Consider the following 23,788-nt stretch of genomic DNA (forward strand, 5'->3'; position numbering starts at 1 on the left):
CTTCTTGCCGCCGGGCCCGCTCCCTCGTCGGGGGCGGGCCTTGGCGTTGCCTGCCGTGAAGTGTTTGCCTGTTGTGCGGCCCGCGTCCGAACGTACGGCCGACGAGGTGAACGTACGGAGGCAGTCCGGCCAACTCCCCGCACGGGCCTGCTCCTTGAGTGCCGGTGGATCGCATACTCGCTGGGGTCCCTTACGGCACTTCCAGGGAGGCAGACATGGCCTTTACCACCCGTCGCAGAGCCCTCACCACCCTTGGCGCCGCCCTCGCGGGCTCGGTCGCGCTGCCCGCCACGTCCGCACTGGCGGGCGAGCGGAAGCAACGCCCCCGGCCGCTGTGGCGCGCCCACGCGCACAACGACTACGACCACCCGCGCCCCCTCTTCGACGCCCTCGACCACCGCTTCGGCAGCGTCGAGGTCGACATCTACCTCGTCGGCGACCAGCTTCTCGTCGCCCACGACCCCGTCGACCTCGACCCGACCCGCACCATCGAGTCCCTCTACCTCGATCCCCTTGCCGCCCGAGTGAAGGCCAATCACGCTTCGGTGTACCGGGGTTACCGCACGCCCCTGCAACTGCTCATCGACATCAAGACCGAGGGCTCCTCGACGTACCTCGAACTCGACCGCCACCTGCGTCGCTACAAGAACCTCTTCACCACGTACAAGCACGGCCACGTGTACCCCGGCGCCGTCACGGCCGTGATCTCCGGCGACCGTGCCGCCCGTACGCCCATGGAGGCCCAGAGTGTGCGGCGCGCCTTCTACGACGGCCGGCTCGCCGACCTCGGCAGCGCGGCGCCCGCCTCCTTCGTTCCGCTGATCAGCGACAACTGGACGCTCAACTTCACCTGGCTGGGCAACGGCCCCTTCCCGGCCGCCGAGCGCGAGAAGCTGCGCGGCATCATCGCCGCGGCGCATGCACGCAAGCAGAAGGTGCGATTCTGGGCGACGCCCGATCTGGCGGGGCCGGCCCGGGACGCCCTGTGGACGGAACTCCTCGCCGCCGACGTCGACTACCTCAACACCGACGACCTCGCCGGCCTCGAAGTGTTCCTGGACGCCCACTAACTCGCGGCAGCAGGCAGACCCATGCGCACGTATGAGCGAGCGCACGACTGGTCGTAGAGACCACACGTTCGGGGGCCACGTCAGCCACCCGGACGAACCCTCCGCTACGCGACACTTGCGGCCGAAAGCCGCGGTGTCGACGTGGCGGAGGAGGTTGACGATGGCCATTTCCATCTCTGTGGTGGTACTGCTCCTGATCCTCGCGGTGGTGTTCGTGCGCAACGGCGCACTGAAGCTCTCGCACGCCGTGGTCTGTGTGCTGCTCGGCTTCTATCTGGCGAGTACGAGCATGGCGCCGACCATTCATGACGGGCTCACGGCGACGGCGGACATCGTGAGCAGCCTCAAGCCGTGAGATCCGTCGAGGTCCTCTGTCGCCCGTCGGCATCAGGGGCTTGAGAACACGCCGATGGCATTCGGTACCGGGCGTTCGGCGCCTCCGCTGGGGTGGTTGACGACGCTGACGGTGTTCGCCCCGGGCTGTTCGGCGACCATCGTGGTGGAGCCGCCGCCGTCTAGACTGAAGGCGTCGACGGATCCCAACTTCCGCATGGTCTCCGCGACTTCTGCGATGGTGAGTCCACTTTGGTACGCGGGGGCGCCGTCGAGGGCCAAGAGATACAGACGTCGGCCGCCGTCCGCGATGCCCACGGCGGTCCGTACGGCGGCGGTCGTGTTGTTGAGATCGGGCAGCGGCACGCCGTCGTCGAGCACCGGATAGCCGCCGAGCGCGAAGCGGTACGGGATCCCGGAGGCGTCCGCCACCAGACGGTGCCCCACCCGGACCAGCAGGCCCGCCGACAGCTTCCGCAACTGCTGGGCGCCTGCCTCACGGCCCACCAGGACGGTCGTGCCGACAGCGATGGGCCCGCTGCCAGGTGTCGTGGCCGTCGACACGACCCGCCCCTTGCGGACCGTCACCTCATAGGTGTCCGCACTGCAGGGCGCGGCCCGGTCGGTGTCCGTGCCGCAGGTGGCGCGCACCCGGGAGACACTTCCCCAGTCCGAGGTGAACGCGCCGATCGAACCCACCGGCAGTGCGTACTGGTTGAGCCCGCCGAGCGGCCACTTCCCCTCGTAGCTGCGTACGTAGCCGTCGAGGGCGAGGCCGTCCAGCCGGGCCCTGCGGTCGACGCCCACGCCGAGCACGTCCTCGGTGGTCGTTCCCGGCGGCAAGGCCGGCCCGAAGCGCTGGCCGTTCGGGACCGCCGCCTTGAGGGCGCGTCCGCTCGCGATCATCGGGCCCACGCTCGCGCCCGTCGCCGTGACCCCGGGATGCTGGGTTTCCGTGATGTTGAAGAAGTCGCCGTTGACGCCCGCGACGGCACCTCGGGCGCCGGCGAGTTGGGAGACGGGCGCCCGGGACGCGACAGATCCGGGGTACATGAGATCGACCCGCACATGGGGGTCGCGCATATCGACGGTCAGCACATGTGCGTGCGCCACACCCTTTGCGGCCGGGACGTCCATCTCCGTGTACTGGACGCCGGCCGCGATCCGCGTGCCGCTCGGCGCGCCACTGGCCGGTACCGCCCCCACAAGGGCGGTACCGGCCAGCGCACTCGATGCCGCGACAACCGTCAGTACTGTTCTGAAACGTCCGCTACGACGTGTCACCGTGCCCCCTGATGCCTCTGATGTCTCATCAACTGTCGGAGAACTCAAGGGGAGTTCATCAGACGGCGGGTGTCCGTGGCAGTGGCTACCCGCCGACCAGACGGGAACGGGTCAGAAAACGCACTCCTTCGGGTGCTTCCAGCGAGAAGCCACTGCCTCGGCCCGACACGACATCGACGATCAGCCGCGTATGGCTCCACAGCTCGTACTGACTCTTCGCCATCCAGAACGTCACCGGCTCCTCGACTCCGTCGACCTCCAGCTCGGCGAGCAGGACGTCCGATCCGCCGGTGCGGAACTCGCCCTCCGGGTAGCACATGGGCGCGCTGCCGTCGCAGCAGCCGCCGGACTGGTGGAACATCAGCGGTCCGTGGATGTCCCGCAGCCGCCGCACCAGTTCGGCGGCTGCGGGGGTCAGCTCCACGCGCGGGGTGGGATCCACCGCAGCGGCCCTAGAAGAAGCCGAGCTTCTGAGGGGAGTAGCTGACCAGCAGGTTCTTCGTCTGCTGATAGTGGTCCAGCATCATCTTGTGGTTCTCGCGGCCGATACCGGACTGCTTGTAGCCGCCGAACGCAGCGTGCGCGGGGTAGGCGTGGTAGCAGTTCGTCCAGACGCGGCCCGCCTGGATGGCACGGCCCGCGCGGTAGGCGGTGTTGATGTCGCGCGTCCACACGCCGGCCCCGAGTCCGTACAGCGTGTCGTTGGCGATCTTGATGGCGTCGTCGAAGTCGTCGAAGGACGTGACCGAGACGACCGGACCGAAGATCTCCTCCTGGAAGATCCGCATCCGGTTGTCGCCCTCGAAGATCGTCGGCTGGACGTAGTAGCCCCCCTTCAGCTCCCCGTCGTAGTCGACGCGTTCGCCGCCGGTGAGAATCCTGGCGCCCTCCTGCCGGCCGATGTCGAGATAGGAGAGGATCTTCTCCAACTGGTCGTTGGAGGCCTGCGCGCCGAACATCGTGTCGGTGTCGAGCGGGTGTCCCGGCTTGATGAGTTCGGTGCGGGCGACCGCCGCCTCCAGGAACTCCCGGTAGTTTCCGCGCTGGATCAGCGCCCGGGACGGACAGGTGCACACCTCGCCCTGGTTGAGCGCGAACATCGTGAAGCCTTCGAGGGCCTTGTCGCGGAAGTCGTCGTTCTTGGCCCAGACGTCGTCGAAGAAGATGTTCGGCGACTTGCCGCCCAGCTCCAGCGTGACCGGCTTGATGTTCTCCGAGGCGTACTGCATGATCAGCCGCCCCGTCGTGGTCTCGCCGGTGAACGCGACCTTCGCCACTCGCGGACTGGACGCCAGCGGCTTGCCCGCCTCCACGCCGAAACCGTTGACGATGTTCACCACACCCGGCGGCAGCAGGTCCGCGATCAGGCTCATCCAGTAGTGGATGGAGGCCGGGGTCTGCTCGGCGGGCTTGATGACGACCGCGTTGCCCGCGGCGAGGGCCGGTGCGAGCTTCCAGACCGCCATCAGGATCGGGAAGTTCCACGGGATGATCTGCGCGACCACGCCGAGCGGCTCGTGGAAGTGGTACGCGACGGTGTCGTCGTCCACCTCGCCCACCGAACCCTCCTGGGCACGGATCGCCCCCGCGAAGTAGCGGAAGTGGTCGATGGCGAGCGGGATGTCGGCGGCCAGGGTCTCGCGTACCGGCTTGCCGTTCTCCCAGCTCTCGGCGACCGCCAGTTTCTCCAGGTTCGCCTCCATCCGGTCGGCGATCTTCAGCAGGATGTCGCCGCGTGCGGCGACCGAGGTGCGCCCCCAGGCGGGCGCGGCCGCGTGCGCCGCGTCGAGCGCGCGCTCCACGTCCTCGGTGGTGCCCCGCGCGATCTCGGTGAACGGCTGCCCGTTCACCGGACTCGGGTTCTCGAAGTACTGCCCACGCGCCGGCGGAACGTACTCCCCGCCGATGAAGTGGTCGTAACGCGTCTGGTAGGAGACGATCGCGCCATCAGTGCCGGGCGCCGTGTAACGAGTCATGCTGGTCTGCCTCCCGGAGAAGCGCTGCCCGCCGTTGGGCAGCTCTCGCCGCGAGGCTAGGACCGGCGACGTTGCAAGTACGTTGCGGAGGTTCTCGGGTCCGGTTCGGGTACTGGCTGGGTTCGTGGCCGGTGCGCTGAGTACGAGGGACGGCCGAGTGCGCCAGAGCGGCCGAGGCCGAGGGCGAGGGCGAGGGGGAAGTCGCTTAGTACGTGGGGGCAGCCGAGTGTGGAAGAGCCGTCGCGTGGGTGGGGGCGGTCGAGGGTGGAATGGCCGTCGCATGCGTGGAGCGGTTGAGTGCGAGGAGGCGGCCAACTATGAGGCGGCGGTCCAGTGCGAGGGGGCGGTCGAGTGTGAGGGAGCCGTCGAGGGTGAGGGATCGCCCGAGTACGAGAGGGTTGCCGACAGCTCGGACTCCAGCGCGCTCAGGCGCGCTCGTACAGCTGCTGTCGGCCGTACGGCGGCCAGCGCCCGCCATACGTCGAGATCCTCCTCGCCCCAGGGCGCATGGGTCCAGTCCGCCAACAGGTCGGGATCGCGGCGGGCGATGAGCGCCGCACGCAGCCCGTCGGCGAGCCTGCGCCGCAACCGCACCACCGCCGGGGCCCCCGAACCGGGCAGCAACGGACCCGTGTACGCCGACGCGGCAGCCGTCACCGCACCGGTACCGAGCCGCCGTTCGACGACCGCGACATCGGACTCGACCGGCGTGGTGAGCCGGTAGGGGCGTGAGTCCAGCAGCCCCGGGCCGAGCAGCCGGCGCAGCCGGGTGAGCTCGGCGCGCAGTGTCACCGGCGACACCGACTCGTCCTCGTACAGCGCACACAGCAACTCGTCACCCGTCAGTCCTTCCGGGTGCCGGGCCAGCAGCACCAGGATCTCGCTGTGCCTGCGGCTGAGCCCGACCTTCCGGCCGCCCGCGACCAGTTGGGCCTCGTCGCGGCCCAGCGCGGACAGCTCGATGGTGCCGGCGGTGGCCGGCGGCGGTGCGAGCAACGCCAACTGGGACTCCGCGGCCCTCGCCACCGCCTGCACGAAACCGAGACTGTGCGGATGCGCGAGCCGGTCCCCGCCGGTGATGTCGACGGCGCCGAGCATCCGCCCGGTGCGCGGATCGTGCACCGGCGCCGCCGCACACGTCCAGGGCTGGACCCGGCGGAAGAAGTGCTCGGCCGCGAACACCTGCACCGCCCGGTCCACCGCGACCGCCGTGCCCGGCGCGTTCGTCCCGACCGAGGTCTCCGACCAGCGCGCACCCGGCACGAAGTTCATCCGCCCCGCCTTTCGCCGCATCACGGGATGACCCTCGACCCACAGCAGCCTGCCCTGGGCGTCGCACACCGCCAGGAGATGCTCCCCGTCCGCCGCGAACGTCCCCAAGAGCTCACGGAACACCGGCATGACCCGGGCCAGCGGATGCTCCGCCCGGTACGAGCCGAGATCACCGTCCGTGAGCTCCACGTTCGCGGTGCCGTCCGGTACGACACCGGCCCGTGCCGAACGCCGCCACGAGTCGGCCACCACCGAGCGGACCGGCCGCGGCACCGTGCCCGCCTCGGTGAACGCCTTGTGGGCACGGCGCACGATCCGCACCCGTTCGGCGGGATCGGCGCCCGGTTCCAGAGCCACCCATGGATCGGTCAACTCGGCCTCCCGGAAAGCGATGCGGCTGGCCCCATCGTCACGCCCGGTGCGGGTCCGGACAAGCTCTGTGACCATTCCTTCGGCCGGGCGGACAGTGGACGGGCCGGTGGCTCAGGCGAAGTTGACGAGCCTTATGAAGCGCGTCCAGTCCCAGTTCGGCCCCGGATCGGTGTGGTCGGTGCCCGGCACCTCGTAGTGGCCGATGATGTGCGCGCGGTCCTTGGGGATGCCGTATCTGGTGCAGATCGCAGCGGTGAGCTTGGCGGACTCCTCGTACAGGGCGTTGGTGAAGTAGGCGGGCTGGTCCACCCAGCCCTCGTGCTCGATGCCGATGCTGCGCGTGTTGTAGTCCCAGTTCCCCGCCTGCCAGGCGATGTCGCGCTCCCTCACGCACTGCGCCACATGCCCGTCGGCCGATCGCACAAGGTAGTGGGCGGACACCTTCTTCTGCGGGTTCTGGAAGATGGACAGGGTGTCGGAGTAGTTCTCCTGGGTGACATGGATGATCACGTAGTCGAGCGGATAGCTCGTCGGCCGGTTGGCCGCCGTGTAGTTGGACGTGGTCGCCGGAACCCATTCGGTGGGCGGGTAGTCGACGGCCGCGACCTGTGCCGTGGCCCGTGCGTCGGGGAGTAACGCGTAGGGGAGGGCGGCGAGGGCGGCGCCCTTCAGGACGCGTCGCCGGCTGAAGGACGATCTGGCCCGTTCCATGGGACATCTGCCTTTCGGTGTGGCGGGGCGAACGCCCCGCGGGAGTGTCTTCGGCTCGGCCCCGCGATGGGAGCCGTGGCCTCAGCGCGGGTGAGCCATGGCCTGATGCCGGTGAGCCGTGGCCTCAGTGCCGCGGAGCCGCGGCTCAGTGCTGGTGAGCTGCTGGTGAGCCACGACCTCAGTGCCGGATAGCCGCGGCCGTCCCGCGCAGTTGCGCATGCAGCCCGCGATGAGTCTCGCGTGCCGGCAGCCATTCCTTGCGGAGCTTGGCGACGCACGTGTAGTTGGTGTCGCAGACGTTGGCGAGCGGCGACTCGACCGCCTGGGTTGCGAACTGGTAGGCGTCCAGCTCGCTGAATCCGTAGTCGCGCACCAGCCATCGCACCAGGTCGAGCTGGGATATCCGGAACGCGTCCTCCAACGGGCGTGCGGACCCGGTCGAGATGATGTGCGTGTCGGATTCGATGCGCGGCCAGGGGGTGGCGATCCCCTTGAGCAGCTCGACGATCACCACCGTGTTCATCGCGCACTCGACGGCGACACCACACGTCTCGCCCTCGCCCTGCCGTGCGTGTCCGTCTCCGAGGCTCAACAGGGCGCCCTCGACGTTCACTCCGAGGAAGCAGGTGACGCCGGCCCGCATCTCCGGAGTGTCCATGTTCCCGCCGTGCGCGTCGGGCACCAGCGCGGAGCGCACCTCCAGGTTCGCCGGCGCCACGCCGACGGTCCCGTGCATCGGATCCATGGGCAGCTCGATCCGTATGTCACTCTCACGCGCGCGGAACACTGCGGTGCGCCGCTCCCGGTCGAGCTGCCAGATCCATACCGTCTCCGGCAGCGGTGGCTGCAGCGTGGCAGTCGTGTGCGTGGAAGTGAGCGCGCCGAACAGGGGGACTGTCGTCGACGCCGCCCAGTCCCGGGCCGGTTCGATCGACACGAAGTGCACCGCGACCGTGTCTCCCGGCTCCGCTCCCTCCACATGGAAGGGCCCGGTCTGCGGGTTGAGGAAGGGGAACTCGCAGACCTCGGACACCAGGTCCTTCTCGGACCGCACGCGCCCGGCGAAGCAGTCCTCGGTGTACAGGTCGAGGACGGCGCCGGGGGCGATACGTGCGACGGGCGGCGCGCCGCCGAACGTCCACGCGAACTCACCGGGTTCGGGTCGTACGGTCAGGATTCGGGGGTCGGTCATGGCTGCACAGCTCCGCTCTTCCGTGTCGGTGGACCGGGACACACTGCCATCGGTCCGACGGCTGTGCCTCGCGAGAATCACGGTACGGCGCCTGCCGGTTGAGCAGGAGAGACGGTCCTGAATCAGTGGACGGAGGCCGGGCTGTGGACAACTCGGCCACCCGAAGGGGGGAACAGGTCTCCGGCGGCGGGCGTCCTGACGTACAACCACGGCTCTCTACGTCTGACCTGTGTCGGCCAACTGCTAGGTCCTGTCGTCACATTCCCGTCGTCGCCCGGAGGGTGGCCTCGCGGCGTCAGGTGCGTGTTCTCGGTGTGCCGGGTGTGGACCCTCGTACTGGATGTACTTGGGTCTGCGCCCGGTGCGGCGGGAGGGCGTGCGTGGCGTCGCGAGGCAGACGGGAATGTGACGACAGGGCCTAGGACCGCCCTGCCACCGCCGCCGGATCGTCGAGCACGGCCCGTACCACCGAGTGGGCCGCGCCAAGCAGCGGTCCCTCCGGCCCCAGCCGCGAAACGGACACGGCACAGGCGGGGCCCGCCGTGCGCCGCGCCAACTCGCCTTCCAGCGCGGGCAACAGCCATGGTGCGAGGCCGGACAGCGCTCCGCCCAGCACGACGGTCTCCGGATCCAGCAGATTGACCGCCCCGGTCAGGGCGATGCCGAGCGCGGTTCCGGCTCCGCGCAGCGCACGTCGTACGTCCGGGTCGCCCTGGGCCGCCCGCTCGGCGAGCAGACCGACCCGGTCTCCGCCCGGTTCCAGTCCGGCGGCACGCAGCACGGCCTCCTCACCGGCGTACTGCTCAAGGCAGCCGCGGCCACCGCAAGGGCACGCGGGCCCGTCCGGCCAGACAGGCACATGCCCCAACTCGCCTGCGAAACCGCGCGTTCCGCGCAACAGCCGCCCGTCCACGAGCACCGCCGCACCGATGCCGATCTCCGCCGACACGTGGAGAAAGTCGCGCGGAGTCGCGTTGCCGAGCCAGAGTTCCGCGAGGCCGCCGAAGTTGGCCTCGTTGTCCACGGTCAGCGGCAGTTCACCGGGCAGCAGCGCGCCGAGGTCCGTGTCGTGCCAGTCGAGGTTGGGGGCGCGGACCACGGTCCGGGCGTCCCGCGCCACCAGACCGGGTACGGCGACCGCCAGGCCGGCGGGCCACAGCCGCTCCCGCTCCGCCTCGGCGACGACCTGACGGACCATCGAAGTCAGTTCCGCGATCACGGGCTCGGGCGCCCGCCCGCGATTCGTGCCGTGCCGTACCGCCCGCGCCCGCACCTCACCGCGCAGATCGACCGCGCACACCGCGAGATGGTCGACGCCCACCTCCGCGCCGATCCCCGCCGGACCGTGATCGCTGACGGCGAGCGCCGAGCCGGGCCGCCCCACTCGTCCCGGCCGCTCGGGTCCCAGCTCTTCGAGGAGCCCCGAGCGGATCAACTCGTCCACCAGCGTCGAGATGGCCGCCCGGGTCAGGCCGATGCGCGAGGCGACGGCGGCACGGGACAGCGGCCCCTCGGCGTTGACCGTGTGCATGACCCGGGAGAGGTTGCGGCGGCGCATGCCCTGCTGGGTGTCGGGCAGACGCCGGCCGGAACCATTCGGATGGGCATCGTGCAACGGTGCGGTCATGCCTCTCTCAGTTCTTGTGCGGCCTGTCCGTTCAGACGGTTCGCTCTCAGTTCTTGTGCGGCCCGTCAGTTCAGGCAATCCGCGTCAGTTTCCGTTCGGTTCCCGCTCCAGCAGCGGGGCCGCGTCGGAGAGTACCCCGGCGATCCGCGCGAGCGTCTCCTCGTCCCGCTCCACGGCGTCGAGAACGGGCCCGTGGGCAGTGTTCCAGCGCCGGGCGACCGAGGCCGGGTCCTCGCCGGTCAGCAGACCCGCGGCCTGTGCGGCGGCGCCCAGCGCCACCAGCTCCCTGGCCTCCGGTACTTGAACGGGCCGCCCCGACAGGCGACGTACGGTCTGCTGCCAGGCCGCACCCTGCGCGCCCCCTCCGATGAGCAGCAGTGGCGCGGAGCGGTCGGCGTCCGGGTCGAGCACCAGGTCGAGGGCGCCCAGCAAGGAGTGGACGGCACCGTCGTATGCCGCCTGGAGCAGCTGCCCGCCGGTCGTGTCGTGCCGTAGCCCGTGCAGCAGCCCCGAGGCGTGTGGCAGGTTCGGTGTGCGCTCACCGTCCAGGTAGGGCAGGAGCGTCACGCCCGTGCTGGGCTCGACGGCCTCGCGGTCCAGGCCGAGGAGCGCGGCGACGCGGTCGACGGCAAGTGTGCAGTTCAGCGTGCAGGCCAGTGGGAGCCAGTCGCCGCGCGCGTCGGCGAAGCCCGCCACCGTGCCGGTCGGGTCGGCGGAGCGTCGCGTCGAGACGGCGTACACCGTGCCCGAGGTGCCGAGGCTCAGCACCGGTGTGCCGGGGCGCAGCCCGAGGCCGAGTGCGGCGGCCGCGTTGTCACCTGTGCCGGCGGCGACCAGCGTGCCCCTGGAGAAGGGCAGCCCACCCCTGGAGTGCACGGTTCCGGCGATCTCGCCGGGCCGGACCACCTGGGGGAGCAGGGTCGGGTCGAGGCCGACATGCGCGAGGATCTCGTCGTCGTACGCCTCCGTCGCCGATGCCCACCAGCCCGTACCGGAGACGTCCGAGCGGTCGGTGGTGCCCCGTCCCGTGAGGCGTTCGGTGAGGTAGTCGTGGGGCAGGCGCACGGACACGGTCGCGCGTACGGCGTCGGGTTCGTTCTCTGCCAGCCAGGCCCACTTCGTGACCGTGAAGGAGGGCCCCGGCACGCTGCCGGTGCGCTCGGCCCAGGCCTTCGGGCCGCCCAACTCCTCCACCAGCCGGCGGGCCTGCGGCGCCGAGCGGACGTCGTTCCACAGCAGGGCAGGGCGTACGGGGTCGCCCTGGGCGTCGAGTGTGACCAGGCCGTGTTGCTGGCCGCCGATCGACACCGCCGCGGCCTCGCGCGCCGCGTCGCCGCACTGCTGCAGTGCCTCGCAGAGCGCGTCCCACCACTGCCTCGGGTCACTCTCGCGGCGCACTCCGGAGGTGACGGTGTGCGGCGCCTGCCCGCTCGCCACGACCTGTCCGGTCGACGCGTCGACGACCAGGGCTTTGGTGGACTGGGTGGACGAGTCCACCCCGACGACGAGCGGACCCTCGGCTGCTGACATCGGTTCTCCCTCTTCCGCGGCTCCGCGGGATCGGCGTGTTTTCGGGCACCCAGGACCACTGTGACCCGCGTTCCGCACCTTGTCCCTGCCCTGAAGCAGCTTGTCCCTAGTCTTCGGACATCCCTGTCTCTTCCCAGAGATGCCTCAGCATACTAATTTGTTAAGCGCCATGACGAAATAGTCGGAGCCAGCAAGGAGTCGCGATATGAACTACCAGCCCACCCCCGAGGACAGGTTCACCTTCGGCCTGTGGACCGTCGGCTGGCAGGGAAGGGACCCGTTCGGCGACGCCACCCGGCGCGCCCTGGACCCGGTCGAGTCGGTGCAGCGCCTGGCCGAGCTCGGCGCCTACGGAGTGACCTTCCACGACGACGACCTGATCCCCTTCGGGTCCTCGGACAGCGAGCGCGAGTCTCACATCAAGCGGTTCAGGCAGGCCCTCGACGCGAACGGCATGAAGGTGCCGATGGCCACCACGAACCTGTTCACGCACCCCGTCTTCAAGGATGGCGCGTTCACCGCCAACGACCGTGACGTACGTCGCTACGCGCTACGCAAGACGATCCGCAACGTCGACCTGGCGGTCGAGCTGGGCGCCCGGACGTACGTCGCCTGGGGCGGCCGCGAGGGCGCCGAGTCCGGCGCCGCCAAGGACGTACGCGTCGCACTGGACCGCATGAAGGAGGCCTTCGACCTCCTTGGCGAGTACGTGATCTCGCAGGAGTACGACCTGAAGTTCGCGATCGAACCGAAGCCGAACGAGCCGCGCGGCGACATCCTGCTGCCCACGGTCGGCCACGCCCTGGCCTTCATCGAGCGCCTGGAGCGTCCGGAGATGTACGGCGTCAACCCAGAGGTGGGTCACGAGCAGATGGCCGGGCTGAACTTCACGCACGGCATTGCGCAGGCACTGTGGGCGGGCAAGCTCTTCCACATCGACCTCAACGGCCAGTCAGGCATCAAGTATGACCAGGACCTGCGCTTCGGGGCGGGCGATCTGCGCTCTGCGTTCTGGTTGGTCGACCTCCTGGAGAGTGCCGGTTACGCGGGGCCGAGGCACTTCGACTTCAAGCCACCGCGGACCGAAGACCTGGACGGCGTCTGGGCGTCGGCGGCGGGGTGCATGCGCAACTACCTGATCCTGCGCGAGCGTTCGGCCGCCTTCCGTGCCGACTCCGAGGTCCAGGACGCGCTGCACGCCTCGCGCCTGGACGAGCTGGCGCAGCTCACCGCCGCGGACGGCCTGAAGGGGCTGCTCGCAGACCGCGCGTCCTTCGAGGACTTCGACGTGGAGGCTGCCGCCGCGCGCGGGATGGCCTTCGAGCGGTTGGACCAGCTGGCCATGGACCATCTGTTGGGCGCGCGAGGCTGATCCGCGGGAACGCCGGGGTCGGCGCCTGGCGGGTGTCGGACCTGGCTCCTGCTGCCGATCTACACTGTTTTCCGGTGCTCTCCGCACGGAATTCTCCGGAATCGTGCGATCCATGGCATGGGTCCGTATCAACTTCCGCACAGGGGTCGCCTGATGACCGGTTCGAGGTGACTCTTGACGGTATGGCCATGCCGCCCTTACCGCCCCAGCCTCCTCGGCCACCGGGAGGAACACCGCCTTCTGGAGGCGGTGGTTTCGGCCCACCGTCTTCAGGAGGCTACGGGCCTCCACCCGCCGACTCCGGCGGCTATGGTCCGCCTCCCGGAGGCTCCGGCGACCACTACGGTCCACCGTCACAGGGCGGTGGAGGCTGGCAGCCGCCGCCGCCCGGATCACCGGGTGGGCCCGGCGACCATCGTGGAGGACCGCGCCGCGGCACCCTGTTCCTTGTGCTCGCCGTACTGGTGGGACTCGGAGTCATCGTCGCCGTGGCGTTGGTGACCACCAACGGAGGCGGCGACGATGACAAGAAGTCACCCACTGAGAGCGGCGGGAGCACGCGAACGCCCACCCCGTCGTTCAGCATCCCGTCCGAGCTCCCCAGCGAACTGCCGTCCCTGCCTTCGGAACTGCCGAGCGAACTGCCCTCGGAGTTTCCCAGCGAGCTACCTTCGGAGCTGCCGAGCGGACTGGAATCGCTCATCCCGAACCTGGCGGACGACGAAGTGCCGTTCTACTTGCTGAGGACGGGCGACTGCTTCGACACGCGCGACAGTCAGCCCGGGCAGGCCGCCAAGCGCTCGTGCGGCGCGCCGCATGACGCCGAAGTCGTGAAGGTGGCCGAACTCAACGGCAGCTACACGACCGACGCAGCCCTCCAGAAGGCCGCGACGGAGCTGTGCGAAGCCCCACTGGAACGCAAGGCGGCCCAACAGCCCGCGGGCACCGTGCGCGGCACCCTCGTGCAGTATCCGGACCCCGGCGTCTACGAGATCGGCATGGACAACGTCGCCTGCAGCCTGGCCGCCGACATCGGCAGCGGCACCCACAAGCTCACCAAGCCGCTGACGTGAACGGCACGTGTGCGTGGCCGTTGTTCACGGCTCACGCGCGCGTGCGGCACGGAAACGGCTCCCGTGGGTCAGATACCGCGAGGCAGCCGCACGTACGTGACGGTCGTCTCGATACCGCTGTCCACCAGCCGGCCCTGCGCGTCGAACGCGCCGGTCCCGTCGGTCATCCCGAAGTCGTTGTCGTTGATGAGGGCGAGTGTCCTGTCGTCCACGCGCGCGACGCCCTCGACCTTGCCGGGCACTCCTGCGACCGTCCCCAGGTCCACTACCAGCCGCTTGCGAAGCACCGGGACGCCGGAGGCCGCCGGGTCGTCGAGCTGCTCCAGAGAGGGCGACGTCGTGTCGGTGTCCCACCGGCTTCCGAGGATGTTCGCGCTGCTGGTGAGCTTGACCGACTGCAGGCGCGCTGCCTTGTCGGTGCGCTCCTCCACGAGCAGCTCGTCGCGGCCGACGGCCACCACGGAGGAGATCTTCAGCTCCGAGGTGTCGTCCTCGCTGGGGTCGACCACGTTCACCGGGTCGAAGCGGTACGCGTACTCGGCGGTGACCGCCCGCTTCTTCGGCGAGAAGCGCAGCAGCCGCGTCGTGAGCGAGGCGTCTCCCGCGTCGCCGTCCGGCAGCGAGAGCGGGCTCTGCACCGCGAGCACCAGGTCACCGCCGGGCAGCAGGGCGAGCCCCTCGAAGCCACGGTTGGTCTTCCGGTGCAGCAGGATGGAGGGCAGCGCCTCGACCACCGGGTAGTCCGCGCCGGTCGGGTTCAGCCCCTTGGGCACATAGCGCGTGAGCACCTCTCCGCGCGCGGAGACATGGATCAGTGACGGGCCGTACTCGTCGACGAGCCAGAACGAGCCGTCCGCGGCCCGTACGATCCCCTCGGTGTCGACACCGTTCGGGTTGTACGTGAGCGGGGTCTGCGCGTCATAGGAGTACGGCGCCTCGTCGCGCCCCGCCTGGTTGGGCAGCCCGGTGACGGGCTTTCCGCCGGACGTGGTGATCGGGATCGAGTCGAGCACCTTCACGGTGTCACCGGACACCCGGATCCTCACGATCGCCGGGTCGAAGCCGGGCACCGGGAAAGTGCGGCGCTTCGTGCCGTCCACCTTGATCTGGCCGTTGGGCCCGCGGTCGGTCACGGTCCAGAACTCGCCCTTGCGTCCGGCAGGGTAGATGTCGCTGCCGATGCCACCGAGGTCCACGCCTCGGTCGTCGGCCACGGTGCCCGGCAGCAGCGCGTTGCTGAACGTGCCCAGCGGGATGTCGCCGAGCGTCGCGGTGCCCGTGACCCGCGGCTGCGCCGGGTGGCCCTCCGCGCTCGCGGTGCCGGTCACCACGAGGGCAGCCACCACGGCGAGCGGCACACCCGCGGCGACGGATCGGCGGACGCGGCGCCGACTGACGGCGTGCGGGAACATTTGGCCTCCTGGGGCACAAGTTGGCTGACAACGGCCAGAGTTCGCCCTGGCACCAAACGCAGCATGATCCCTAGGTGAACGTGGCGCGTCAACCACTCGTCGGATCACCGTGCAGGTCCCCTTCCGCCAGGGCGAGAGCCGTCGCGGGGTCCCCCACCGCCGGCCCCGCAGGGCTCCACAGGCCCCGCTCCTTGCGATACGGCCACCACCGGCCGTCGCGCCCCAACCGCAGCTGAGCCGTCCCGTCGATCGCGCTCCAGCGGTTGTGTGCGGTATGCAACCGTGGCCGCTCGTCGTCGTCCCAGGCCGACTCCAGCGCGGCACGCGCGCGTGCCAGCGATTCCGGCTCGACGGTCCACTCCTCCTCAAGGACGGACAGCGCCGCCACACCGCCGTACCGCCAGGCTCGTACGGAGAGCTCCAGCTCCCAGGCGTCGCGCCCCGAACCGTCGGCGAGCCGCTGGGCGATCGCACTCTCCGGGCGTCCGGCAGCAATCCGGACCGCATCCTGGGCAGGCGTCAGCTCCGCCTCGACCGCCCGCCGTCCGTGCCCGGGGCGGAGCGCCTCGGAGAGCAGCCGGTAGGCCTCGGCCGCGGTCGCGGCGGCCAGGAACTCCAGTGCAGCCGGGTCGACCCCGGGTGCCGGAGCGGCCTCCGTGTCCAGGGAAGGAGGCTTTCCCGGCCCCTCGGGCAGCACTGGAAGGGCGGGCAGCGGCGGAAGGATGTCCCCGACCGCGTAGGCGTCGGCGGCGTTCACGCCCTCCGGACAGGGGTTCGGCGTTTCAGCCGACTCCTGTGCGGGGGCGCTGCCACGCGCCTGAAGCTCTTCCAGGAGAGTGTGTTCGTCCCGCCCGCGCATCAGCAGCAGGACGAACGGATCCTGGTCCAGGAGCCGCGCCGTCTGGTAGCAGAGCGCGGCCGTGTGCCCGCAGTGGTCCCAGGCCTCGCAGTCGCACTCCGCCTCCAGATCACCGAGTCCCGGCAGGAGTTCGACTCCGGCGGCCGCCGCGTCCTCGACCAGGTGCGGAGGCATGTCGCGGTCGAGCAGCGCGGCGATGTGCCCCGCGCGTTCGACGGCCATGTCCAGGAAGCGGTCCCACTGTTCCCCGGACAGTTCCTGAAGCAGCACGTCCGCCCGGTGCGCGGTGCCGTCGTGGTCCTGTACGACAGCCGTGATGCGCCCCGGACGCACCGAGACGGCGCCCACCGCTCCGGCACGCGCGAGCCTGCGACCCGTCTTCACCTGCTGGGAGTCCAACGCCGCGTCCTCCAGGGCCTGTAGCCAGGCCAGGCCCCACCAGGTCCGCGCGAAACCCCGCCCGTGCGCGGGCGGCAGCGCGGCAAAAGTGCGCTCCTTGTCGCGATCAGTCATCGTGCGCCCCCTCGCAGCTCCACCAGGTCGGCCAGTGCGGCATCGGTCAACTCCGTGAGGGCCGCCTCCCCGGCGCCTAGCACCGAGTCCGCCAACTTCTGTTTGTGCCGCAGCATGTCGGCGATCCGGTCCTCGATGGTCCCCTCGGTGATGAACCGGTGCACCTGCACGGGCCGACTCTGGCCGATGCGGTACGCCCGGTCCGTGGCCTGCGCCTCGACTGCGGGGTTCCACCAGCGGTCGTAGTGCACGACATGCTCGGCCCGCGTCAGGTTCAGCCCCGTGCCGGCCGCCTTCAACGACAACAAGAAGACAGGGATTTCGCCCTCCTGGAAGCGGTCCACCATCGCCTCGCGCGCGCTGATGGGCGTCCCTCCGTGCAGGAACTGCGTCGACACACCGCGCTCAGCCAAGTGATTCTCGATGAGGCGCGCCATCCGCACGTACTGCGTGAAGACCAGAACGCTCGCTCCCTCGGAGAGGATGGTGTCGAGTAGTTCGTCCAGCAGCTCAAGCTTCCCGGACCTGCCCGGAATCTTCGGCTGATCCTCTTTGAGGAACTGAGCGGGGTGGTTGCAGATCTGCTTCAGCCCGGTCAGCAGCTTCACGATCAGACCGCGCCGCGCCATGCTGTCCGCGCCCGAGATCTCCGCGAGGGCCTCGCGCACCACGGCCTCGTACAGCCCCGCCTGCTCGGTTGTGAGCGACACGGCACGGTCGGTCTCGGTCTTCGGTGGCAGTTCGGGCGCGATACCCGGGTCCGACTTGCGCCGGCGCAGCAGGAAGGGCCGTACGAGCTGGGCGAGCCGTTCCGCCGCCGCAGGATCCTCGCCGCCCTCGACGGCCTGGGCGTACCGCGTACGGAACGTGCCGAGCCTGCCGAGCAGTCCGGGGGTCGTCCAGTCGAGGATCGCCCACAGTTCCGAGAGGTTGTTCTCCACCGGTGTGCCGGTGAGCGCCACACGCGCGCGTGAGCCGATCGTACGCAGAGCTCGTGCCGTCGCCGAGTAGGGGTTCTTGACGTGCTGCGCCTCGTCCGCGACGACCATGCCCCAGGCCGCCTCGGCGAGACCTGGCGCGTCGAGGCGCATCGTGCCGTACGTCGTGAGGACGAACTCGCCGTCGGCCAGGCCCTCCAGGCTGCGCCGGGAGCCGTGGAAACGCCGTACGGGGGTGCCGGGGGCGAACCTCTCGATCTCGCGCTGCCAGTTGCCCATCAGGGAGGCCGGGCAGACCACGAGTGTGGGACCCGCGGCCGACTCGTCTGTCTGCCGGTGCAGATGCAGGGCGATCAGCGTGATGGTCTTGCCCAGGCCCATGTCGTCGGCGAGACATCCGCCCAGCCCCAAAGAGGTCATACGGGCGAGCCAGTTGAGTCCCCGAAGCTGGTAGTCCCGCAGCGTCGCGGTGAGTGCGGCGGGCTGCCCGACCGGCTCCTGCGCCTCCGGGTCCGCCAGCCGTTCCCGCAGCGTCGCCAGCCACCCCGTGGGCCGTACGTCGACCCGGAGGCCGTCCACCTCCGTGGAGCCCGTCAGAGCGGCACCCAGCGCGTCGATGGGTGTGACCTTGCGGTCCTGCTGTGCCTGGGCGCGGCGTACCTCGTGCGGGTCGATCAGCACCCACTGGTCGCGCAGCCGCACCATGGGCCGGTTCGCTTCGGCGAGCCGGTCCAGTTCCTGCCGGGTGAGGTGCTGATCTCCCAGCGCGAACCGCCAGTTGAAGGCGAGCAGGGCGTCCGCGGACAGAAACGAGGGCGCGTCCGACGAGGTTCCGACCGGGCCCTCCTCGTCGTCCGGCGGGCCGATGACCGCGCGTGCGGTCAACTTCTGCGCCAGCTCCTTGGGCCAGTGCAGGTCGATGCCCGCGACCGCCAGCCTGCGGGCGCCTTCGCCGAGGAGTTCCGTGACGTCCTCGTCGGCGAGTTCGACGGCGTCCGGTACGGCTGCCGACAGGAGGGAAGCCAGTGGGTCCCAGGCCCGCACCGCGCGGCGCAGTGCGAGCAGTGCGGCCATCCGCGCGCGCGGGCCGAAGGGGGAGGCTCCGGCCCAGACGGCGGAGGCGTCCGCGACGAGCGTCGGATCACTCACACTGTGGACCTGCGGTACCGCGCGGAACGGCAGCCGGGTCTCCTCCGACACGGCCGACGCGAGCCCCGGTACCTCGACGCGCAGCGAAATCCGTACGTCCGAGTCGTGCCCGGCGGCGATGTCCGCGGCCCAGGCACGCTGCTCGGGCACGTGCTGCGGTTCCTCCGCCGCGAAGGCCTGACCGCCCGCCGCGAGCGACGCCGCGGGCGAGCGGGGCAGCGCGTCGGCGACCGCGTCGAGGAAGGCCCGGAGCAGCTGTTCCGGATCGGGCAACCGCAGCGGTCCGTCGCCGTCCACCGGCACTGCGTGCGCATGAGGCGGCATCGCGGCGGCCAGCTCACGGATCCGCTCCAGGTCCTGCGGCGGCAGCGGCCCCGCGCGCCAGGTGTCGTGGTCTTCGGCGGTCAGTCCGGGCAGCAGCAGCCCTCGCGCGGCGAACTGGAGAGCGAGTACGGCGGCCGCGCCCCAGAACGAGGTCGCTCGGTGCGCCTGCGCTGCGGCACGCGCGCGCGTGAGGACCGGCAGAGCGGCACGCACGGGGAGGAACACGGCGGGTACGGTCACGAGGTCGACGCCCTCGGCCGTGGGCAGGACGACGGTCAGATCCTCGGCGGAACCGGGCGCCACCTCGGGAGGAGGATCGCCATCCGGGTGCCAGAAGGCGACGCCGGCGGTGCGACGCGGATCGGCGGGGACGAAAACGGCACAGCAGCGGGCCAGTTCAGTGATCTCGGCGGGAGTTGCCGCAGGAATCCTCTGCACAGCGATGGCGCATTCCTCAAATTTGACTACTGGGCGGGTCGTCGAGGGTACAGCACTCCGGGTGACAGGCGGAACCGGTGGAGTCGTGGCATGGGTCGGCTCCGGCCGGGGGCGGCACCAGGCACTGTTCGTCCTGCGTCGGGACACGGCTTGGGGTGGGCGATACCCAGCCCCGTCCGCGGCTCGCCCAGCATCTGATGCGCGCATTGCCGAGAGTTGGGTATCCCCTCTACGGATACCGGGCTCGTCGACTCCTGCCGGCAGGCCCTGCGCCACAGGGCACGAGGGCGGGGAGGGTCTCAGGGTTGGCTAGGGGTCGGGCCTCAGGGTCGTATCAGGGTCCCGGTCCGGAACCGTGGGAGGCGCGGACCCGTTCTCAGGACAGAGAGCGGCATTAGCCGCGAAGGAGGCGACACATGTCGAAGAACGCGAAGATCGCCGCAGGGGGTGTGGCGGTCGGGCTCATCCTGCTGATCTGGCTGCCCTGGTGGGCCGCCTTCCTGATCGTGCTGGGAGTCCCGGCGGCCGCATATCTGGCGCTGGACCCCTCGCAGCGGCGCAGGCTGCGCCGTGTCACACGCAAGGAGATCGGTCGCTGATACGCCACCGGCCGGTTACGCCTCCTTCCAGCGTGCCGGAGCCGACCACATCACCGCTCGCGGGCCTGCCATCGGCGCCGTCCGCGAGCGGGGGTTGTGCGCCTGCTCCCATGCCTCGCTCCTCAAGGCGGCGGCCCGGAACCTCGGGACGCTCACCCCATGAGGACCGTGTCACGTGGGTATCGCGTGACGCGGCCGCTCAGCTGGGGCGTACCGCCATCTTGTCCAGGGCTTCCAGGAGGCCGGGCAGCTCCGGACCGCGGCCTATGGGCAGGACTTCTCCGGGCTCCTCGTCGAGGAGGACGAAGGCGATGTCGTCGGTCCTGGCGACCAAGGACCAGCCTGGGCCGTCGGCGCGCAGGGTCCGGGCATCGCTCGTGGCGAAGGCCGAGCGGACGCGGCCGAGCGGAGGTGGCCTGTCCACGTAGGAGCGTGCCTCCGCCAGGACCCGGCGGACACCGCTGAGTGCCTCGCCGTCGGTGATCTCGGCCTGGTCCGGGGGATTCTGAGGGGTCTCTTCGGCCGGCGCCTCGCCGTCCGGCTTCACGAAATCGGCGTCGTCGATCTGCTCCCGCCAGGTCGCCCACTGCAGCGCGATCTCGTCGGCGCCGAGGCGCCGTTGAGCCGGACCCCAGGTAGTGGTGTCCGGTGGGCGCAGCGGGGGCCGCTCCGTGAGCTCGGGCCCGGGGTCGTGCGGGGCCGGCACACCCGGCGCCGCGACGGCGACCTCAAGGGGCCAGCCGGGCAGCGCGGAGACGACCGTGCGCTCGTCCGGCGACAGATCGTGCTCCATGCCGCAGTCCCAGGAGGCGATGGCGACGGCGACGAGTGAGACGTCGTCGATGACGACAGTCCACCGCGCGCCCGCGCCGTCCTGACCGATCACAAGACCGTACCCGTCGGCCAGAGGCGTCAGGTCGAGCGCCGCGCAGGCCGCCGGGTAGTCGTCCCCCAGCACACTGGGGAACTTCGCCGGTGTGAGCAGCACGGCTGTGAGCACGAACAGCGCGTCGTCGTCCCCGGCGGCGATGGCGTCATCGTCCGTCCCGGCCATCCCAGCCTCCCCATCGCCTGTGTCCGTCGGCGCACCCTAGTGCGACCGGAAGGCGCTTGTCACGAGTGCCAAGCGCAGGTGGAGCTGCTTGCTATCCGGCCGGACAGGCGCGAAACGACCGTCCGGGGCCCTCTCCTGTCACGCGGCGGGCAGTCCGAGCAGTGTCCGGGCCACCGTCTGCGGTGACTCGTCGCGCTCGCGGGCCAGGGCGATGACAGCCCGGCAGGCCAACTCGTTCACACCGAACGACAGGGCCTCCGGCGACACCCAGGCCGCCGCCTCTTCGAGTCGCTCCTGGTCGTCCTCCGCGCACGCCGACACGTACGCGGCGGCCGCCTCGAACAGGTTGTGTCGAGCCTTCTCCGGCCGTCGTGTCGCGGGCTGCCCTTCCTCGGACCGCTCGGCCGTCTTCTTGCCCCACGTCTTGCGGAGTCTGCCGAATATTCCGGACATCTGGCCGCCTTCCCCCGTGACGACCCGAGAGGGTCGTCGCTCACCGGTCAACTAATGCTACTCAACGTTGAGTTGTAGCCTCGGCGGTAGAAGAGGGCCGGGCCGGTGAAGCGGTACGACCGGGCACACCCCCAAGTGCCCTACATACCTCACCCGTCGCTCACGCCTTCCTCGCGGCTTCCGTCGAGTGAGTCGATCGTGGCCCTCAGCCACGCCAGTTCGGCCCGGCTGGTGGCCCGCGCAATGGTGAGGATGCCGCGCCGGAAGGGATCGTCCACCTCCTCGGCGCGCAGCGGTCTGTCACCGTCGTAGAAAAAGCTCGCGGGCTCCTCCAGGAAGGCGAGCCTGCGTCGTAGTACTACGGCCTGCGCCGCCGGCTTCTCCAGATGTCTGAGGAAGGCGAGCACGGTGAACCAGCGGTTCTCGTCGGTGATGTCGCGCCGCGCGGGTTCCGCGAGCCGGTGACGCAGCTCGCGTCTGCCCTCCTCGCTGAGTGTCAGGACGTGACGCGGGGCCGCCACGGAGCCGGGCTGCGTCGCCCGGGCCAGCAGGCCGGCCTGCTCCAGTCGCTTGATCGCGGGATACAAGGTGCTCTCGGCCACCGGCTTCACATGGCCCGTCAGCGCGGTGATGCGTTTGCGCAGCTCATAGCCGTGCAGCGGGGTGTCGTACAAGAAGCCGAGGATCGCCAGCTCAAGCATGCCCACAGTCTGCCGCACACTCGCTGTACATCGCTTCATCTATACATCGGTTCCGATGTATTCTCTTGAAGGCGCGAGAAAACGATGAAGCGGCACAGAGGAGAGCGTGATGAAGCAGGCCGATTTCGACGGCAAAGGAAGCCGGATCCGCTGGACGGAAACGGCGGGCGCCGAACCGGCGCGCGTCTACGTCCACGGGCTGGGGGCGGCGTCGACGGTCTATTACGCGCACATCGCGGCCCGGCCCGAACTGGCGGGCCGCCGTACCCTGTTCGTCGATCTGCCCGGCCACGGCATCAGCGACAGGCCCGCGGACTTCGGCTATACGCTGGAAGATCATGCCGACGCGCTCGCGGCGGTTCTGGACGCCGACCGCGTCACCGAGGCGGAGCTCGTCGCGCACAGCATGGGAGGCGCCGTCGCCATCGTGCTCGCCCACCGGCGGCCCGACCTCGTCTCACGGCTGCTTCTCGCGGAGGCCAACCTCGACCCGTACCCGCCGGGTACGACGGGCAGTAGCGGAATCGCCTCGTACGAGGAGGCCGACTACGTCGAAAACGGCGGCCACGCGCGCGTGCTCGACAAGGTCGGCCCCTCCTGGGCGGCCACCATGCGCCTCGCCGACCCGTGCGCCCTGCACCGCACGGCCACCGGACTCGCGCGGGGCACGAACCCCACGATGCGCCACATGCTCCGAGACCTGACGGTGGACCGTGTCTATCTCCAGGGCGAGCTGAGCGGCGAACTCCCGGGCGGGGAGGGACTGGAGGCCGCCGGAGTGCGCGTGGTGACCGTGCCAGGCGCCGGGCACAACATCATGTTCGACAACCCCGATGCCTTTGCGGCGGAGGTCGCCGGAAGGGCCTGAGGCGTCAGGCGCGGCGTGCGGCCAGCGCGAGGAATCGGCTGTCCTCGTCGACGTACGACGTCATGTCCCAGCCGGAGCCGGCCAGCAGGGAGCGGAGGTTGGCCTCGTCACGCAGGTCGTCCGGAGTGAGCCGTCGCCCCTGGCGGGCCGCGAGCGCTGCCCGGCCGATCGGGTGGAAGAGCGCCAGAGTCCCGCCGGGCCGTACGACTCGTGCCAACTCCCGCAGGTTTTCTGCGGGGTTCGGCAAGTGAGCGATGAGGCCAGCCCCGAAAACGGCGTCCAGTGACTCGGTGCGCAGGGGTAGCCCGGCGACATCCGCGAGCAGCAGTTGCCCCTCGCGGTCCCGTCCGGCCTGCACGGCGGCCTCCAGCATGGCTGGAGTCAGATCGGCCCCCAGGACCACTCCGGAGGGCCCCACGGCCGCTCGTAGTGGCGGCAGGGCGCGCCCGGTGCCGCAGCCCGCGTCGAGCACGCGGGCGCCCTCGGTCAGTGCCAGTTCGGCGACCGCTGCCGCGTACGCGGGGCCGTCGTCGGGGAAGCGGGTGTCCCAGTCGGCCGCGCGTGCCCCGAAGAACTCCTGGACATGTGTGTGGTGGTCGCTCATGTTCCGCATGATCCCTCACCGACACGAAGTACGAACCGGCGCACACGTTCGAACGCGACGCGGT

The 23,788-nt window shown here is 70.3% G+C and carries 21 protein-coding genes; 6 read left to right on the top strand and 15 right to left on the bottom strand.

Annotation, left to right across the window (positions count from 1 at the left end):
• Positions 1 to 215: 215 nt before the first annotated feature.
• Together ACFWP7_RS08650 and ACFWP7_RS08655 are read left to right on the top strand one after the other, a co-directional pair.
• Positions 216 to 1,070 carry a phosphatidylinositol-specific phospholipase C/glycerophosphodiester phosphodiesterase family protein gene (locus ACFWP7_RS08650; protein ID WP_384378132.1) on the top strand — a complete coding sequence of 285 codons (855 nt, stop codon included), beginning with the start codon at positions 216 to 218 and terminating at the stop codon, positions 1,068 to 1,070.
• Positions 1,071 to 1,230: 160 nt separating this feature from the next.
• Positions 1,231 to 1,425, top strand: coding sequence for a hypothetical protein (locus ACFWP7_RS08655; RefSeq protein WP_365440206.1), 195 nt, complete (start codon positions 1,231 to 1,233; stop codon positions 1,423 to 1,425).
• Between the two features lie 32 nt (positions 1,426 to 1,457).
• Here ACFWP7_RS08655 and ACFWP7_RS08660 read toward each other — a convergent pair whose 3' ends face one another.
• From ACFWP7_RS08660 to xylB, 8 genes are all read right to left on the bottom strand, one after another.
• Entirely contained in the window at positions 1,458 to 2,687 is a 1,230-nt protein-coding gene (locus ACFWP7_RS08660) for a phosphodiester glycosidase family protein (RefSeq protein WP_384378135.1), read from the bottom strand.
• 85 nt (positions 2,688 to 2,772) lie between these two features.
• On the bottom strand, positions 2,773 to 3,129 hold the full coding sequence (locus ACFWP7_RS08665; RefSeq protein ID WP_384378138.1) for a DUF779 domain-containing protein: 357 nt from the start codon (positions 3,127 to 3,129) through the stop codon (positions 2,773 to 2,775).
• 10 nt (positions 3,130 to 3,139) lie between these two features.
• Positions 3,140 to 4,663 carry an aldehyde dehydrogenase family protein gene (locus ACFWP7_RS08670; protein ID WP_384378141.1) on the bottom strand — a complete coding sequence of 508 codons (1,524 nt, stop codon included), beginning with the start codon at positions 4,661 to 4,663 and terminating at the stop codon, positions 3,140 to 3,142.
• A 315-nt stretch (positions 4,664 to 4,978) separates the two neighbouring features.
• Complete coding sequence (locus ACFWP7_RS08675; protein ID WP_384378144.1) at positions 4,979 to 6,307, bottom strand: GAF domain-containing protein; 1,329 nt, start codon at positions 6,305 to 6,307, stop codon at positions 4,979 to 4,981.
• 111 nt (positions 6,308 to 6,418) lie between these two features.
• Positions 6,419 to 7,018: an N-acetylmuramoyl-L-alanine amidase gene (locus ACFWP7_RS08680; RefSeq protein WP_384378147.1), complete on the bottom strand. Its 600-nt coding sequence runs from the start codon at positions 7,016 to 7,018 to the stop codon at positions 6,419 to 6,421.
• Between the two features lie 178 nt (positions 7,019 to 7,196).
• Positions 7,197 to 8,210, bottom strand: coding sequence for an acetamidase/formamidase family protein (locus tag ACFWP7_RS08685; protein WP_384378150.1), 1,014 nt, complete (start codon positions 8,208 to 8,210; stop codon positions 7,197 to 7,199).
• Between the two features lie 418 nt (positions 8,211 to 8,628).
• On the bottom strand, positions 8,629 to 9,837 hold the full coding sequence (locus ACFWP7_RS08690; protein ID WP_384378153.1) for an ROK family protein: 1,209 nt from the start codon (positions 9,835 to 9,837) through the stop codon (positions 8,629 to 8,631).
• A gap of 84 nt (positions 9,838 to 9,921) precedes the next feature.
• Positions 9,922 to 11,367, bottom strand: a complete 1,446-nt coding sequence (xylB, locus tag ACFWP7_RS08695) for a xylulokinase (protein WP_384378156.1) — start codon at positions 11,365 to 11,367, stop codon at positions 9,922 to 9,924.
• Positions 11,368 to 11,572: 205 nt separating this feature from the next.
• Here xylB and xylA point away from each other — a divergent pair, with 205 nt between their 5' ends.
• The gene (gene xylA, locus ACFWP7_RS08700) at positions 11,573 to 12,739 is read left to right on the top strand and encodes a xylose isomerase (RefSeq protein WP_384378159.1); all 1,167 of its coding nucleotides are present in this window, start codon (positions 11,573 to 11,575) and stop codon (positions 12,737 to 12,739) included.
• A gap of 449 nt (positions 12,740 to 13,188) precedes the next feature.
• On the top strand, positions 13,189 to 13,812 hold the full coding sequence (locus ACFWP7_RS08705; protein ID WP_384378162.1) for a hypothetical protein: 624 nt from the start codon (positions 13,189 to 13,191) through the stop codon (positions 13,810 to 13,812).
• Positions 13,813 to 13,880: 68 nt separating this feature from the next.
• Here the strand turns inward: ACFWP7_RS08705 and ACFWP7_RS08710 are convergent, their stop codons facing one another.
• The 3 genes from ACFWP7_RS08710 to ACFWP7_RS08720 all read right to left on the bottom strand — a co-directional run bounded on the left by ACFWP7_RS08710 (position 13,881) and on the right by ACFWP7_RS08720 (position 19,445).
• The gene (locus ACFWP7_RS08710) at positions 13,881 to 15,224 is read right to left on the bottom strand and encodes an esterase-like activity of phytase family protein (protein ID WP_384378165.1); all 1,344 of its coding nucleotides are present in this window, start codon (positions 15,222 to 15,224) and stop codon (positions 13,881 to 13,883) included.
• An 88-nt stretch (positions 15,225 to 15,312) separates the two neighbouring features.
• Positions 15,313 to 16,596 (bottom strand): SWF or SNF family helicase, encoded by a 1,284-nt coding sequence (locus ACFWP7_RS08715; RefSeq protein ID WP_384378168.1) that lies wholly within the window; start codon positions 16,594 to 16,596, stop codon positions 15,313 to 15,315.
• A complete protein-coding gene (locus ACFWP7_RS08720; RefSeq protein ID WP_384378171.1) occupies positions 16,593 to 19,445 on the bottom strand; it encodes an SNF2-related protein in 2,853 nt (950 codons plus the stop codon). The genes ACFWP7_RS08715 and ACFWP7_RS08720 overlap by 4 nt, the downstream gene beginning before the upstream one ends.
• A 416-nt stretch (positions 19,446 to 19,861) precedes the next feature.
• Here ACFWP7_RS08720 and ACFWP7_RS08725 point away from each other — a divergent pair, with 416 nt between their 5' ends.
• Positions 19,862 to 20,044, top strand: a complete 183-nt coding sequence (locus tag ACFWP7_RS08725; protein ID WP_081223009.1) for a hypothetical protein — start codon at positions 19,862 to 19,864, stop codon at positions 20,042 to 20,044.
• Positions 20,045 to 20,243: 199 nt separating this feature from the next.
• On the opposite strand, the gene ACFWP7_RS08730 is transcribed toward ACFWP7_RS08725, so the two are convergent.
• The 3 genes from ACFWP7_RS08730 to ACFWP7_RS08740 all read right to left on the bottom strand — a co-directional run bounded on the left by ACFWP7_RS08730 (position 20,244) and on the right by ACFWP7_RS08740 (position 22,252).
• Entirely contained in the window at positions 20,244 to 21,098 is an 855-nt protein-coding gene (locus tag ACFWP7_RS08730) for a hypothetical protein (protein WP_384378174.1), read from the bottom strand.
• 138 nt (positions 21,099 to 21,236) lie between these two features.
• Entirely contained in the window at positions 21,237 to 21,551 is a 315-nt protein-coding gene (locus tag ACFWP7_RS08735; protein WP_384378177.1) for a hypothetical protein, read from the bottom strand.
• A gap of 149 nt (positions 21,552 to 21,700) precedes the next feature.
• On the bottom strand, positions 21,701 to 22,252 hold the full coding sequence (locus tag ACFWP7_RS08740) for a PadR family transcriptional regulator (RefSeq protein WP_384378180.1): 552 nt from the start codon (positions 22,250 to 22,252) through the stop codon (positions 21,701 to 21,703).
• Between the two features lie 109 nt (positions 22,253 to 22,361).
• Here ACFWP7_RS08740 and ACFWP7_RS08745 point away from each other — a divergent pair, with 109 nt between their 5' ends.
• On the top strand, positions 22,362 to 23,120 hold the full coding sequence (locus ACFWP7_RS08745; protein ID WP_384378183.1) for an alpha/beta fold hydrolase: 759 nt from the start codon (positions 22,362 to 22,364) through the stop codon (positions 23,118 to 23,120).
• A gap of 4 nt (positions 23,121 to 23,124) precedes the next feature.
• Here the strand turns inward: ACFWP7_RS08745 and ACFWP7_RS08750 are convergent, their stop codons facing one another.
• Positions 23,125 to 23,724 (bottom strand): class I SAM-dependent methyltransferase, encoded by a 600-nt coding sequence (locus ACFWP7_RS08750; protein ID WP_384378186.1) that lies wholly within the window; start codon positions 23,722 to 23,724, stop codon positions 23,125 to 23,127.
• Positions 23,725 to 23,788: the final 64 nt, after the last annotated feature.

It is taken from the genome of Streptomyces sp. NPDC058470, assembly GCF_042721055.1.
In the GTDB taxonomy this organism is placed as follows: Bacteria; Actinomycetota; Actinomycetes; order Streptomycetales; family Streptomycetaceae; genus Streptomyces.